Raw genomic sequence first — 13,435 nt, 5'->3', positions numbered from 1 at the left:
TTGCGGCAGGCTGTCACTAACCAATTCAGGAGGCTTGCACATGTCTGAGCCCGCGCTCGCCCTCGAGGGACTGTCGAAATCATTCGGACAGAATCCAGCCGTCCGCTCCGTGTCACTGACTGTGCCGCGAGGGTCGTTCTACGGTCTCGTAGGACCCAATGGAGCCGGAAAAACAACCACACTTGCGATGGCCACCGGCCTGCTGCGCCCGGACATCGGGCGGGCTCAAGTGTTCGGCCACGACGTCTGGGCAGACCCGGTCACTGCAAAAACGCTGTTCGGTGTTCTCCCCGACGGCCTCACGTTGATCGACCGCCTGACTGGGCGCGAACTGCTGACGTTTCAGGGCCTTCTGCGCGGTATGGACAAGTCGACTGTGGACCAGCGCAGCACTGAACTGCTGAACGTCCTTGGACTGAGCGATGCAGGAAACAAGCTCGTCGCCGACTACTCGGCGGGTATGACCAAGAAGATTGGGCTCGCGTGCGCGATGCTCCACGCACCACGGCTACTGCTGCTAGACGAGCCGTTCGAAGCCGTCGATCCCGTGTCGTCCGCAACCATTCGGAAAATCCTCCAGCGGTTCGTCGCGGGAGGCGGTTCCATCATTCTCTCGAGTCACGTCATGGCCACCGTCGAACAGTTGTGCTCGCATGTCGCAATCATGGCCGAGGGCGCGATCGTCGCGTCCGGAACGATCGAGGACGTGCGCGGCAGCGAACCGCTCGAGGATGTTTTCGTGCGCCTCGTCGGTGGCCGCACCGATGGCGGAGAGGAGCTGTCGTGGTTGCGCTCCTGATGCGTTTGCGGTGGTCGATTACCCGAAACAATCACACGGGTGGCCGCATGGCGCTGTACATCCTGCTTGGGGTGCTCGGGCTTCTCGCAGGCATCGGGTCCCTCCTCGTCGGGCTGGCACAGTTTGACCGGCCAGGCGCGGAAGCGGACCTGATCGCGCTCGTAGCTGCCACCTGGGGCGTTGTCTGGATTTTCACGCCTTTTGTCGCCGGGACAGTAGGCGGTGCGCTTCGGCCCACGCAGTTCGCACTACTTCCGCTACCACCGCGCCAATTCGCGGTGGCATTCCTCTTGACGTCGTTTGCGACCGCACCGGTGGCGTTTACCCTGCTAGGCCTCGGCGGACCTGTTCTGTACGCGCTTCGGACCGCGCCCGAGGCTGGCTTTGTCGCTGTCCCGGCCGTGGTGTTGCAAACTATCTTCGTCGTCGGACTTGCCCGCCTTGTAGGGATTTGGCTGACAGCACTTGCAAGTACGCGCAAGGGCCGCGACCTGGCGATGCTCGCTGCCGTGGTTCTCGGTGCCGGGCTGTGGCTCGTGTACATGGCCATGCAGCTGATCGTCCCTGCCGTCATCAACGCCGATGCACCCTGGCTGAACACGTTGCTGCGCGCGGTCCCGTTCGGCTGGGCAGCTCACGCGACTGACCTTGCCGTCGCAGGATCATGGATTTCAGCGCTGGGCATGCTGCTTGCGCTCGCGAGCCTCATTGCCGTCATATTCTGGGCGTGGATGCCCGTGGTAACGCGTCAAATGCTCTGGCCTGGAAGCGAATCAGGCTCACCGGAGAAATCACGACGCAGCAGCAGCCGGGCACAGGGACCGCTGAGCGCTTCCGTGGGCAAAGAGTTCGCATTACTCTGGCGGGACCCGCGCCGTAAAGCTGCCCTACTGGTAGTGCCGATGTTTCTCGCGCTCGTATTCGTAGGCCCTGCCCTCATGGAGGGTTTTGACGCGTACCTCGCCGGTGCGCTCGTCATCATGACGATCGCGCTGCTGTCCGGCTTCCTCAACCTGTACGGGTTTGATGGACCCGCGGTATGGCAGGTTCTCGTGACGCCAGACGGTGCCCGTCACGACCTGCGCGGCAAGCAGTTCGCCTGGGTGATACTCGCGGCACCAATCCTGATGCTTGTGCTGGTCGGCCGCTACGTCCTGTACGACCGAGGGCTCGACGCCCTCGCCTACGATCTCTCGAGCTACTTCGCGGCGCTAGGGGTGGGTGCAGCAGCGGTCGGACTGTCGTCGGTTCTCGCGCCGTATCCGGTGCCTTCCGCGAAACAGGGCAACCCGTTCTCGACGCGCGGTTCGTTCAATAGCGCTTCGCTTGCGTCGCTCTTTTTGACCATCGCAGCCCTTGCTGCGGTCTTCACTGCGTTCGCGCTGCTGACCTCACCCGGCGGCTGGATCGCGTGGCTCGCGGTGCCCGTCGGCGCTGGTGTGGGATACGGCGCGTGGATCCTCGGCGGTCGGGTTTCGTCCCGCGCACTTCAGTCGCGGGGGCCGGAGATTCTCGCGGTAGTGCGCAAAGAACCTTAGGGCCACTCCGTCGCAGAAAACTGATATCATATTGCTAGCAACGAGCCTCGGAGAGGAGGTTTCTGGCAATGACAACCGTACCCGCGCCCCAGAAATCCCAGGTCCCACTGATTCCCGCACCCAAAATCAGTGAACGTGCCGCAGCGAACACCAAGGGGTGGCCAGTAGCTGGAGCGGTCCTAGTCGCTTTTCTGGCGGCACCTGTACTCATCGTTGTGGGGGTGATAGCCCAATCGCCAGCCGGCTGGACAGCAGTCGGGATCGGGGTAACGCTCGTTCTCGCCGCCCTCATCGTCGGCGCAGGGCTCACCCTCGTGGCACCAAACGAATCGCGGGTCCTGCAGGTCCTGGGCGGAAACTACAGCGGGACGTTGCGCACACCAGGATTTCGCTGGGTCAACCCCCTGACGCTTCGTAAACGCGTCTCCGTCCGCATCCGCAACCACGAAACCGGTCGCGCGAAGGTCAACGACGTTGACGGCAACCCCATCGAGATCTCAGCGGTTGTCGTGTGGCAGGTCGAGGACACCGCGCGAGCTGTGTTCGCGGTGGATGACTTCGTCGAATTTGTCGAATTTCAAACGGAAGCGGCGGTCCGCCACATCGCTGGGTCGTACCCATACGACGCATCCGACCGGCTATCGCTGCGCGAGAACGCGGACGACATCAACGCGAAGCTTGCCGAAGAGATCGCCGTCCGCGTTAACGCTGCAGGTGTCCGCGTAATCGAATCCCGGATCACCCGGCTGGCATACGCGCCCGAGATCGCCCAGGCCATGCTGCGGCGCCAGCAAGCGGGCGCCGTCATCGCGGCCCGGCAGCGCATCGTCGAGGGTGCTGTCACGATCGTCCAGCAGGCGCTGGATCGCCTCGAAAGCGACGGTGTTATCGATCTCGACGACGAGCGGAAAGCAGCGATGGTCTCCAACCTGCTCGTCGTACTGTGCGCCGACCGGGACGCACAACCGGTAGTCAACACAGGAACGCTCTACCAGTAGGCCGAGCAATGGCGACGGAGCGGAAGAAAATACTGCTGCGACTCGACCCCGCCGTCCATGACTCACTGGCGAAGTGGGCGGCGGACGAGTTGCGCAGCACCAACGCGCAGATCGAGTTTCTGCTGCGCAGAGCTCTGACAGAGGCACGGAGGATGCCTGACGAGGCACGGCCTGCCAGGCGCCAGGGACGGCCGCCTAAATCTGACGACTAAGAGTTGATTCATAAGTACCTGCCGTAGTTGGGGTTGCAGAGGAAGGCGACTGCGCGGGCGGCGTGGTTGATGTTGTTGCCGCGTCTGCGACATTGCCGAAGCATTTGCCAGTCCTTCATCCTCGCGAGGATGTGCTCGATCCTGGCCCGGATTTTCCGGTGCGCGGCATGACGTTGCTCGTCGGTTTTCGGTGGAGGGAGGGTCGCGCCGGGCAGGGAGCGGTAGCCGCCGTCGGTCAACGTGGTCACTCCAGCGGGCAGGTTCACGGTCGCTTTGGCGACTATGATGTCGTTGCGGTTGCCCGGCCAAGCCCGACCGACGTGAACGATCCGTCTGGTGGTGGTCGCGAGGACGTGGATGGTGACCGACCTGCGGTAATTCTTGCTCGGCCTGGTCAGCGACTGGTCGTGCACCGGGATCAGTGTGTTGTCCAACAACAATGTCTCACCATGACGAGCACCGCCACCATCGTCGAACAAGGCCGGTACGGCTGGGAGCAGGTCCCGGATGATGCGGTGCGCGGTGGATTGACTGGTTCCGAAGATCGCCGCCAACGCGCGTTCGGTCAGGTCAGTCCGGTCAGGGCATGGATATCGGCTGGTCCGAGCGTTCTGGTTCGCATACGTTGTTCATGCCGGTCACCTCTGACATTTATGAGAATCGATGAGGCGACTTCTCGTGAGCGCTGGGATTGAAAAACTTGTCGTACCGGCGTGCTTTGCTGGATATCGTGACCAGTTCGACGAGTGTTCCGGCTCCTGCGCGGCGTACGCGCGGGCGCTCGAAGACGGCGAATTGGCGCCGCCCGGAACAGGTGGCTGTCATAGCCCTGGAGTTGGATGTGTCCGCCGACTCGGTGATGCGCAGGCGCGTCGAGCAGCATTGGTCCGCAGTGTTCCGGTTGCGTCGCGCATTGCAGCGTGATGCCCGCAACGCGTGTACCGCGTATCTGGCCGCGCACCGTGAACGCGAGACTGGTTACAAAGCGGTCCTGGCACGGTTGGGGCTGTCGCGCAAAGGTGTTGAGGCTCGCGCGAAAACCCATGCGGAGGACTCGGGGTGGATGCGTGATCACCTGACCAAAGCCACCGGCCTGCATGTCGCTGACGAGGTGTGGGAAACGTGTGACCGGTTCCTGTTCCCCGACCGCACCGGCAAGAGGTTCGGCACACCGCAGATCGGGTCGTGGTGGAACTTCGCCCGCATCCCAGGCCGCGCCCGCTCGCACACCAAAACACAGCCGACGTGGGAAACGTACCGACTCGTCGGAACCCTGCAAGGCCCACGCTCCCGGCGGCTGGCGCTACCAGGCTCACCTGGTGATCCTCGGCCACGGGTGGACCAGCCCAGCCGTCGCTGCCGCGCGTGCCGCGGCACCGTTGGATCGGTGTGCCGGGGTGGACGGCAACGTCTCCAACATCGCCATCGCCTCCTTCCCCAATCCCGGCGACTACTCCGGCGTGGTGCTAACTTCACGCGTCACGATCACCGGCGAGCAGAGAGCTGTGACCGAACGTGAAGCACATAAGGCCAGAGGTCGCCAGCGCGCTCTGGACCGATCACGCCGCGCCAACAACACCAGCCAGTACCGGCTGAGCAGAAAGCAGCAAGCCCGAGCACAACGCCGGGCCGCCGCTGGTCTGGAACCCAAACAGGTGACCACACCGGGCGGTGCCCGTCACGCGAACGGTGCCGGAGTGCCTAAACGCGCGTACCGCAGAGACGCCCTGTCCCGCCGGTACCAGCAGATTCGGGCAGATCACGCCGCAGCATCCGCAGCAGCAGCCCACCGTAAAGCCTGCTATGCCCGCGATACCGCACGAGCGATCGTCGCCACACACGGCCCGAACCTGGTCACCGAGGACGTCAGCATCCGCACCTGGGCGTTGCGGTGGGGACGAGGTATCGCAGCGTTCTCGCCCGGCATCATGCTCGCCGCGCTCACTGCCGAATGCGAAACCGCTGGTGGCCGCATGTCGAAGGCCTCGACCTGGACCACCGCGTTGTCGCAGCACTGCGTGTGCGGGGCACGGGCCAAAAAGGCGTTATCGCAACGGACGCATTCCTGTGGCGTGTGTGGATTCTCCGGCGACCGGGATATCGTGTCGGCGTTGTTGGCCGCGACCGTCACCCACGGTGCGTGCGGCAAGGACGGGACACCAGACCCGAAAACCGCGTACATAAACCACGCTGTGCGTGTACACGCGCACCAACTCGTGACCGCCGGTCACGTCCAGAACATTCCCGTCACCGGGAACGAATCACCTGTAGGAACGGCCCAGCAAGAGGGGCCGGACCGGTCAACCGTCCACCACAACCCGACACCCGCAGTGTTGGCCATTGGTGAGGACGGCAGCCACACCGTGGCCCCTGCCGGTCAAGGGGAACGCCCCGCCCTATCCCGTAACAGACCCCACCGGCAGCAGTCCCGCACACGCGGGTGGCGGTGGGGACGTCGACGGAACAGGCGGACCAGCCACACCCCCACGAAACATGAATCGGCTCACGCCGACTTATGAATCAACTCTTAGTCACCGTTGTAGTCGGGATTCTGCGCCAAATAAGCGTCAGCGCGAATACTCAATGAGGTGGAAACACCAGAATTGGGCAGGCTCGCCCGCACATTGACGACGGTATTGAAAGCACCCCTCGGGCCTGCACCCGTCACGGCGGGCACCTTGAAGTTCGAGGCGGCGACGTTGATGTTTCCGATCGCAATTACCCCGGAGGGAATGCCGTCACGCGTCAGCTTGGGAATGTGGTCGTCACCCTCGATCCGCTGCATCCGAACAGTGAGCGGCTCGCTCGGTGTGCCGATGTAGCACTCACCCCCGACGAGCGGATTCTGCACATGTATGCGGAGAAACAACGTGAGATCGAAGGCAAGCAAATCGTTGAGCAGCATCGGCTTGACCGCCTGCACCTGCGCTGTCACATTGCCCATCGAGCCAAGCGCGCGAGACACAGCACCAAGTCCGGTGACGCCGCCAGGAACAGCGAGCGACTTTCCGTAGATACCGTGGCTCCCATCTGAAGGAGCCACGAACGTGCCGTTCTCGACTCCACCACTGATCTTCAGGCCACCGTCCGAAATCGGGACAACGAAGTTTGCGCTGCGAAACTCCCCGCCCCGAATGAGAACCGTGAGGCAGTGCTGCGCACTGGGTGAACTCGCTACGAACCCAGGGAAGTGGGACTTTGTTGCCTTTGATGTGGCCATCCGTGACTCCTCGCCGCTCGCCGCTGCGCGGTAGGTCGTGACAGCGTTGCTGCTCACTGTCTACCGCACCGCGGCGGCATCCGCGCGAAGTTCAGTCACACTATATCCACGCGCGCGGCAGTCATCCCTGCCGAGCTTTGAAACGCGGCTCCTTTTTGTTGATCACGAAAACCTTGCCGCGGCGCCTAACGACCTGCGCTCCTGGCTTGTTCTTCAGTGACCGCAATGACTTACGGACCTTCATCCACCCTCCTCTTATCCGATAATGATTTTCACTATAGCTAAGAGGGGCCTACTTTCCCTAGGCGACGAGGGCGACACTTCCGGCCAGCGAGGCCACTGCCTCCCGCACCTGGGTCACTGCCTCGGCATCGTCGGCCGGACGATTCTCGGCGAAACGCTGGTATGCACCGCCAATCGAGACGGCGATCTTCTCAACCACGCGGCCACCCGCAACCCCGACCGACCTGCGAGCATCATCGTGGGCCCAGGTTCCGCCATACTGCCCTGCCGCGATACCCACGACAGCGACCGGCTTGTCCTTAATTGCTCCCTCACCGAAGGGGCGCGACAGCCAGTCAATGGCGTTCTTGAGTACCGCCGGGAGGGTGCCATTGTATTCAGGCGTCACCAGCAGCAGTGCGTCAGCGGCCTCCACTGCGGCGCGAAGCTCTCCAGCGGGCGCGGGAAGGCCGGAGGGGCTGTCGACATCCTCCGAGTAGAACGGCACGTGCCCGAGGCCATCCACGATCGATACATCGACCCCCTGGGGCGCGTTGGCGACCGCGATTTCGGCGAGCTCTCTATTCAGTGAGTCCGCGCGCAGGCTTCCCACCAGCACTGCGACCTTAACGCCGTTCGACGTGCCGTTCTTCGTAACCATGATGATGCCCTCCAGAATGTCCGATAGTTTCTGCAGCGGTCGCCGCTCGATACTCGGCATAACCGGACCGCGGTCCGTTTCCATCCCGAAGCTCGCGTCATGTGAGGGAGATCACACGACAAACTCGGCGGCTACGATCTCTTAAGTGACAGCTCCCGGAAGTAACCCTGCGGACCACGCGCGCCAGATTCCGCTCATCGGTGCACCGGAAACGGAGCGCGCAGACGCCGTCCGAAACCGCGAGCGGCTGCTTTGCAGCGCGCGGGAGATCGTACGCAATGAGGGCGCAGAGGCACTGACCATGGAGCGCCTCGCGCACCGCGCCGGCGTTGGCAAGGGCACAGTGTTCCGGCGATTCGGCAGCCGGTCTGGGCTGATGTTCGCATTACTCGATGAGGCTGAGCAAGAACTCCAACGCGCCTACCTATTTGGCCCTCCTCCCCTCGGGCCGGGGGCTGCACCCGTCGACCGCCTGCTTGCGTACGGACGTGCGCGCCTGACCTTTCTCGACGAACACGGAGAACTGCAGTTGCAAGCCGACAGGCAGCCAATGAGCACATTCCGTGCGCCCCCACACGCGGTCGAACACACCCATGTGATGAATCTCTTGATCCAGGCGCAAGTGACGATTAACCCACGTTTGCTCGCCGATTCTCTGCTTGCTTCACTCACCGCCGCGCTCGTGCTGTATCAGCTTCGCACTCAACGGTTTTCCCTCGATGAACTGGTGATGACCTGGGAGCATCTGGTGCGCGCCGTAGTGCCGCGCTCTGACTGACGTCGCGACGTTCGACTTGTGGCAGCGACCACTAGAGTTTGCATAGGCAAGTACTACACGATCGTGAAGGCTTAGCATTTTCGTTATGGCCGATGATCGCACCCTCTTCGACGACCCCAGAATCACCCTGATGGGCCTTTTCGTCGAAGCGCACGGCGCACTTACCAGCAGAACCGCAAGCCAGATCAGCGAACACGATCTGGCCCCAGCCGAGTTCGAAGCATTGCTGCGGCTGAGCCGAAGCGCGCAGCGCAGTCTGCGCATGTCCGACCTTGCCGCACAGGCGGGGCTGACCAATAGTGGCGCTACCCGGCTAGTCGATCGCCTCGAGTCCCGTGGCCTCGTCACTCGAGAGACAAGCCCTGACGATCGCCGCGGAACCACCGCCGTCATCACCGATGACGGGCTCCGAAAGGTAACGGAGGTGCTGCCCGGCCATCTCAGCATCGTTCAAGATGCCTTTCTAGACGGGGTGCCCGCCGAAGCGCGGGCGCCGTTCTTCGACGCGCTCCGCGCGATTCGGGATCATCTGCGTCCGGAAGCCGAACGCGGCGCGCGCTAGAAGCACCACCGGCTGGCCTGCGGTGTCACGCTGGCCCCGCTAAGGTAGATACGCATGAGCGGCCTGCGTGAAGAGATCCAGCGTGAACTGTTCGTCACATCCAAGATTGACCCTGCAGCAGAGATCCGGAAGCGCGTCGAGTTCCTGAAACAGTACGTGGCAGCTACACGGACCTTGGGCTTCGTACTCGGCATCAGTGGTGGTCAAGACAGCGCGCTCGCTGGCAAGCTCTGCCAGATGGCCGCGACCGAGCTTCGCTCCGAGGGCACGCCCGCGCGCTTCGTGGCGGTGCGCCTGCCGCATGGTGTGCAGTCCGACGAGGCCGACGCGAGTGCAGCACTCGAATTCATCGGGCCCGACGATCTGACGACCGTGAACATCAAAGCAAGCACCGCTGCGGCGGCAACAGAGATTTCACAAGCGATCTCCCACCTCGAAGGCGGGAACGATGGCATCAGCGACTTCGTGCGGGGCAACGTCAAAGCGCGGGAACGCATGGTCGCGCAGTACGCCATCGCTGGCCAGCTGGGAATGCTCGTCGTGGGCACAGACCATGCGGCGGAGGCAGTCACGGGGTTCTTCACAAAGTATGGGGACGGCGGCGTTGACCTCACGCCTCTAACCGGGCTGACTAAACGGCAGGGTAAGCAGCTTCTTCAAGAACTCGGATCGCCCGAAACTCTCTGGAAAAAGGTCCCCACCGCAGATCTCGAGGACGGTCGGCCCGCACTCCCCGACGAAGCCGCGCTGGGGATGACGTACGAGGAAATCGACAGCTACCTCGAGGGTGGCTCGGTCAGCGAGGAGACCGCTGCGCGTATCGAACGCTTGTACCTGGCAACGCGGCACAAGCGCACGGTGCCCGTTACGCCGTTTGACGATTGGTGGCGCTGACCGCCAGTCTGATCGACGCGATCAGTACCAGCGGCGTCACCGCCCACACCACGAGACAGTACGGGCACAGCACCTGAATGACCGCGACGCTCTGATACACGAGCCACAGCACGAAGATGCATGCTGCGATCACGCCACCAAGGTGGGTCAGTACAAACCATCGGGGCATTCGTACGTTACCCAAAGCGAGCACCCCCACCGCGGTTACGAGCGGAAAACCCGCTAGGCCCAGATAGGTGTTGGGGAAACCCAGCGCCTCCGCCTGCCAGGACGTCAGCACAGTTCCACAAGTCAATCGCTCATTGACGTCGCACAGCGGCAGGTAGCCGGGCGAGGCGAGCATTCGTGTCCGTTCGACGGTAAGCAGGACGGCAGCAACAAATCCTGCAGCCCCTCCCCCGATCAGCATCCATCCCGCACTCCGCCGGTCAAGCATCCACTGTCCGCAGAAAATCCAGCACCAGCGCATTGCACTGTTCCGCGTTCTCAAACGGGATTTCATGTTTCGCGCCCCGCAGGATGTGCAATTCCGAGCCCGGCAAGGACCGGGCAATCAGTTCAGTGTGACCGGAACGCACAACATCGCGCTGGCCAGCGATGACCAGCGCCGGGATATGCGGACGGCGAAGCCGGACCGGATCAAGGTGCGGATGATCAGTCATCAGCACGATCTTCGCCAGCGCTGCTGCTGCCCGGCGCGAACGACGTGCCGCGATCGACAGCGCGGCGCGCTGCACAATCAGAACCGCCCGGGTCCAGGGATGGAGGCCGGTCGGGTCCAGATTCGCACCGACCACCGCTACGGAGCGGACCCTCTGGGGGTGATCCGAAACGAGTTGCAGGGCGATGTTGCCGCCATCGCTGTAACCGAATACATGCGTGGAATCGATGTTCAGTTCGTCGAGCACCGCGAGCACATCACGGGAGAAAAGCGGGAAGTCCCAGGACTCGGTACCACCACTTGACCGGCCGTGGCCGCGAGTATCAATCGCGACCACCCAGTGGCGGGCCGCGAAGGCACGAATCTGTTCATCCAGGCTATGCAGATCCTCGCCGTTTCCGTGCAGCACGACGAGCGGGGAGAACGTGACGTCCCCGTACGTCTCGAAGTGAATGTGCGCCGTTTCGGTCCGAACATGGCCCGCCGATAATGGCTCTCGGTCTGTTCCCGCCAACGTCACAGCCTCCTTTGATCAACAGCTCGCCACGTCAACTGCACGGCCGGTCATGCGGATCAGCGGACGATACAGCACATTACAGTGGCGGAGTGCACGACGACTCTAGCTTCCTGCCCCTCGACGGCTTCACGGACGCCGCAGCACCGGCCCCTCAGGGATCGGACTGGCAAACCGAGGCACTGTTCGAGCTCGTCCCGGCGGGCGCCGCCACCGCGCCGCTCGACATCGGGGACCCAATAGTGCAGGAGATCGTGTCGTCGCTGCGACAGGCAGACCCACAAGGTGAACGTTTCGCGGCCGTTTTCCGTGCGACCTTCGACCAGCTCTACGACGGGCAGCACACTGGCCGCTACTGCTGGGATCAGCTCTATAAAACCGAGAAGACCCACTTTGGGACGCTCATCGAAATCAACTTGCGTCGCGCTTTCGGGGACGTGCTGCGAGACGGAGAGCTTCTCGACTACAAGATCAACGGCTATGACGTGGACTGCAAGTTTTCGCAACGGTCCGGCGGGTGGATGCTTCCACCTGAAGCGTTAGGTCACGTCATTCTTGCTTGCACCGCGAGCGACCAGGCCGGGACGTGGAGCGTCGGCGTGGTGCGCGCGCGACCGGAAATCTGTCGGCTCAGCGTGAATCGCGACGGGAAGACCGCGCTGAGCCCGAAAGGCATAGCGGAGATCGCGTGGCTGCACAAGGACGCCGAACTCCCACCGAATGTGCTGCTGAAGGTGGATCCAGCCGTCGTGGCGCGCATCTTCTCACTCCCCACAGGTCAGCAGCGCGTGAATGAGCTTTTCCGACGTGTCACGAACCATCGCATCGGGCGCAATACAGTGGCGACGGTGGCGGAGCAAGATGACTATATGAAGCGGGTGCGAGCGAACGGCGGTGCCCGCTCAACATTGCAGGCAGAAGGAATCCTGATCGCTGGCGGCGACTACGTTGCGCATAGGGCTGTGGCACACGAACTTGGTGCCCCGGTGCCGCAGCCAGGCGAGTTCGTCAGCATCCGTGTGGTGCCCGCAGAGAGTGGGGACCCGGGCCCTATCGCCGAGATCGAAGGCAGCCTGTGGCGCTGCGCGAGCCCCGGAGAGTCCGCGACCGCCGCTGCACCTACCATCCCTGCTTCACGGCGCGTTTCAGTCGAGACCAGCGTCGATGACGACGTTATCCGGCTGCTCTGACAGGATGCAAGATCCTGTCCTTCCGCACCGTCGCCGCACTGGACCGGCGCTTGATGGCGGAGCCCCCTGCCAGCATCCGCCTGATGGAACCACCGATTGCGGTGGCGACCGGCGGCGGGAAGGCATTCCCAATCTGTCGGTATGCCGCCGTTTTACGACCAGAGAACTGCCACTCCGGCGGGAAGCCTTGCAACGCAGCCACCATTTCCAGAGTTAGCCGCGGAGTGAAGTCCGTCGGTGTCTCCGCTGCAGGTGCGGCATCAGCAATACCCCGTCCGTCAACTCCGAGTGCAAGCCACGCCGCCCGAGCGCGGGTCGGGCCGAGATCTGGACCTCCGTGTTTGCGGGAACCACCCACGATGGTCGGGCCGATACCTTCCGCGCCCGCGGCCCAGCGGCTTGCCCCCGGCCACCCATCCCTGGCCATGAACCGATGCAGCGTTTCACCCACGGTCGGCGGTGTGCCCTTCGCCCCAGGCCATTCGAAACGTCGCATGAAACGCCGTTTCGCCGCGACCAGAATGAATCGAGGACGCAATTGGGGCACCCCGAACTCGGAGGCATTCAGCACCTGCCAGTCCGCGTCATAGCCAAGGGAATCGAGACGATCGAGAATGGACTGCCGATAGGGCGCAAATCGGGCGGTTGACAGGCCACGCACATTCTCGAGCATTACGGCTGCGGGACGTGCCTGCGAGACGAGGCGAAGCGCCTCGGGGAACAAGTCTCGCTCGTCGTCAGCCCCGAGCTGATGTCCCGCGATCGAGAACGGCGGGCACGGGACGCCTCCCGCTATCAAGTCAACACCGCGGAAATCCCTGCCGCGCACTTCCCGGACATCACCTTCATGCACCTTCCAGGAGGGGCGGTTCATCCGAAGGGTCGCACAAGGTTCTGGTTCGATCTCCACAGCGAGTTCGTGGCGAAACCCAGCGACCTCCAGTCCGAGCGACTGCCCACCTGCCCCCGCGCAGATCTCCAAGCACGTCAGCTCCTCCGTCACCGTTCCTCCTGCCACGCCTACCCTGCCCGTAAAACAGGGCGCTTCATTTCGCCTCGCACCGTACGGTATCGGTCTGACACATTTCTGCGGGCACACAGGCGCGGCATGTCCCAGAGGCTTATTACGCCCAGCACATCATCCGTTCAGGAAAGCGACGACCCCCACGTCGCATTGTCGAGGCTC

The 13,435-nt window shown here is 63.1% G+C and carries 17 protein-coding genes; 10 read left to right on the top strand and 7 right to left on the bottom strand.

Features of this window, described 5'->3' with window-relative positions; all coding sequences use genetic code 11:
- The first annotated feature begins 40 nt into the window (after positions 1-40).
- The 4 genes from FHU29_RS01035 to FHU29_RS01020 all read left to right on the top strand — a co-directional run bounded on the left by FHU29_RS01035 (position 41) and on the right by FHU29_RS01020 (position 3,547).
- The gene (locus FHU29_RS01035) at positions 41-799 is read left to right on the top strand and encodes an ABC transporter ATP-binding protein (RefSeq protein ID WP_064442514.1); all 759 of its coding nucleotides are present in this window, start codon (positions 41-43) and stop codon (positions 797-799) included.
- A complete protein-coding gene (locus FHU29_RS01030) occupies positions 784-2,337 on the top strand; it encodes a hypothetical protein (RefSeq protein ID WP_064442515.1) in 1,554 nt (517 codons plus the stop codon). Before FHU29_RS01035 ends, FHU29_RS01030 begins: the two co-directional genes overlap by 16 nt.
- A 68-nt stretch (positions 2,338-2,405) precedes the next feature.
- The gene (locus FHU29_RS01025) at positions 2,406-3,335 is read left to right on the top strand and encodes an SPFH domain-containing protein (protein ID WP_064442516.1); all 930 of its coding nucleotides are present in this window, start codon (positions 2,406-2,408) and stop codon (positions 3,333-3,335) included.
- A gap of 8 nt (positions 3,336-3,343) precedes the next feature.
- The gene (locus FHU29_RS01020) at positions 3,344-3,547 is read left to right on the top strand and encodes a type II toxin-antitoxin system antitoxin (RefSeq protein WP_064442517.1); all 204 of its coding nucleotides are present in this window, start codon (positions 3,344-3,346) and stop codon (positions 3,545-3,547) included.
- 8 nt (positions 3,548-3,555) lie between these two features.
- Here FHU29_RS01020 and FHU29_RS01015 read toward each other — a convergent pair whose 3' ends face one another.
- Positions 3,556-4,101, bottom strand: coding sequence for a transposase (locus FHU29_RS01015; RefSeq protein WP_183377442.1), 546 nt, complete (start codon positions 4,099-4,101; stop codon positions 3,556-3,558).
- A gap of 176 nt (positions 4,102-4,277) precedes the next feature.
- Between FHU29_RS01015 and FHU29_RS01010 the strand changes: the two genes are divergently transcribed.
- Complete coding sequence (locus tag FHU29_RS01010; RefSeq protein ID WP_183377441.1) at positions 4,278-5,066, top strand: hypothetical protein; 789 nt, start codon at positions 4,278-4,280, stop codon at positions 5,064-5,066.
- Positions 5,053-6,066: a zinc ribbon domain-containing protein gene (locus FHU29_RS23570; RefSeq protein ID WP_183377440.1), complete on the top strand. Its 1,014-nt coding sequence runs from the start codon at positions 5,053-5,055 to the stop codon at positions 6,064-6,066. Before FHU29_RS01010 ends, FHU29_RS23570 begins: the two co-directional genes overlap by 14 nt.
- Positions 6,067-6,074: 8 nt before the next feature.
- On the opposite strand, the gene FHU29_RS01000 is transcribed toward FHU29_RS23570, so the two are convergent.
- The 3 genes from FHU29_RS01000 to FHU29_RS00990 form a co-directional block, all read right to left on the bottom strand.
- The gene (locus FHU29_RS01000; RefSeq protein ID WP_183377439.1) at positions 6,075-6,824 is read right to left on the bottom strand and encodes a hypothetical protein; all 750 of its coding nucleotides are present in this window, start codon (positions 6,822-6,824) and stop codon (positions 6,075-6,077) included.
- A gap of 64 nt (positions 6,825-6,888) precedes the next feature.
- Positions 6,889-7,011 carry a type B 50S ribosomal protein L36 gene (gene ykgO / locus FHU29_RS00995; RefSeq protein ID WP_013808454.1) on the bottom strand — a complete coding sequence of 41 codons (123 nt, stop codon included), beginning with the start codon at positions 7,009-7,011 and terminating at the stop codon, positions 6,889-6,891.
- Positions 7,012-7,068: 57 nt separating this feature from the next.
- On the bottom strand, positions 7,069-7,650 hold the full coding sequence (locus FHU29_RS00990) for an NAD(P)H-dependent oxidoreductase (protein WP_064440793.1): 582 nt from the start codon (positions 7,648-7,650) through the stop codon (positions 7,069-7,071).
- A 145-nt stretch (positions 7,651-7,795) separates the two neighbouring features.
- Between FHU29_RS00990 and FHU29_RS00985 the strand changes: the two genes are divergently transcribed.
- The 3 genes from FHU29_RS00985 (at position 7,796) to nadE (ending at position 9,884) form a co-directional block, all read left to right on the top strand.
- Positions 7,796-8,428, top strand: a complete 633-nt coding sequence (locus tag FHU29_RS00985; RefSeq protein WP_232322982.1) for a TetR/AcrR family transcriptional regulator — start codon at positions 7,796-7,798, stop codon at positions 8,426-8,428.
- Between the two features lie 85 nt (positions 8,429-8,513).
- Positions 8,514-8,990, top strand: coding sequence for a MarR family winged helix-turn-helix transcriptional regulator (locus tag FHU29_RS00980; protein ID WP_064440745.1), 477 nt, complete (start codon positions 8,514-8,516; stop codon positions 8,988-8,990).
- A gap of 54 nt (positions 8,991-9,044) precedes the next feature.
- Positions 9,045-9,884, top strand: a complete 840-nt coding sequence (gene nadE / locus FHU29_RS00975; RefSeq protein ID WP_064440744.1) for an ammonia-dependent NAD(+) synthetase — start codon at positions 9,045-9,047, stop codon at positions 9,882-9,884.
- Here nadE and FHU29_RS00970 read toward each other — a convergent pair.
- Positions 9,856-10,320 carry a vitamin K epoxide reductase family protein gene (locus tag FHU29_RS00970; protein ID WP_183377438.1) on the bottom strand — a complete coding sequence of 155 codons (465 nt, stop codon included), beginning with the start codon at positions 10,318-10,320 and terminating at the stop codon, positions 9,856-9,858. The two genes, nadE and FHU29_RS00970, sit on opposite strands and share 29 nt — an antisense overlap.
- Entirely contained in the window at positions 10,313-11,059 is a 747-nt protein-coding gene (locus FHU29_RS00965; RefSeq protein WP_183377437.1) for an alpha/beta fold hydrolase, read from the bottom strand. The genes FHU29_RS00970 and FHU29_RS00965 overlap by 8 nt, the downstream gene beginning before the upstream one ends.
- A gap of 92 nt (positions 11,060-11,151) precedes the next feature.
- Between FHU29_RS00965 and FHU29_RS00960 the strand changes: the two genes are divergently transcribed.
- Complete coding sequence (locus FHU29_RS00960) at positions 11,152-12,249, top strand: NaeI family type II restriction endonuclease (protein WP_083962359.1); 1,098 nt, start codon at positions 11,152-11,154, stop codon at positions 12,247-12,249.
- Here the strand turns inward: FHU29_RS00960 and FHU29_RS00955 are convergent.
- On the bottom strand, positions 12,233-13,252 hold the full coding sequence (locus FHU29_RS00955) for a DNA cytosine methyltransferase (protein WP_232322981.1): 1,020 nt from the start codon (positions 13,250-13,252) through the stop codon (positions 12,233-12,235). The two genes, FHU29_RS00960 and FHU29_RS00955, sit on opposite strands and share 17 nt — an antisense overlap.
- Positions 13,253-13,435: the final 183 nt, after the last annotated feature.

Origin of the sequence: Hoyosella altamirensis (assembly GCF_014191505.1) — a bacterium.
Taxonomy (GTDB): Bacteria; Actinomycetota; Actinomycetes; order Mycobacteriales; family Mycobacteriaceae; genus Hoyosella; species Hoyosella altamirensis.
This window is presented reverse-complemented; position numbering and strand designations above follow the sequence as displayed.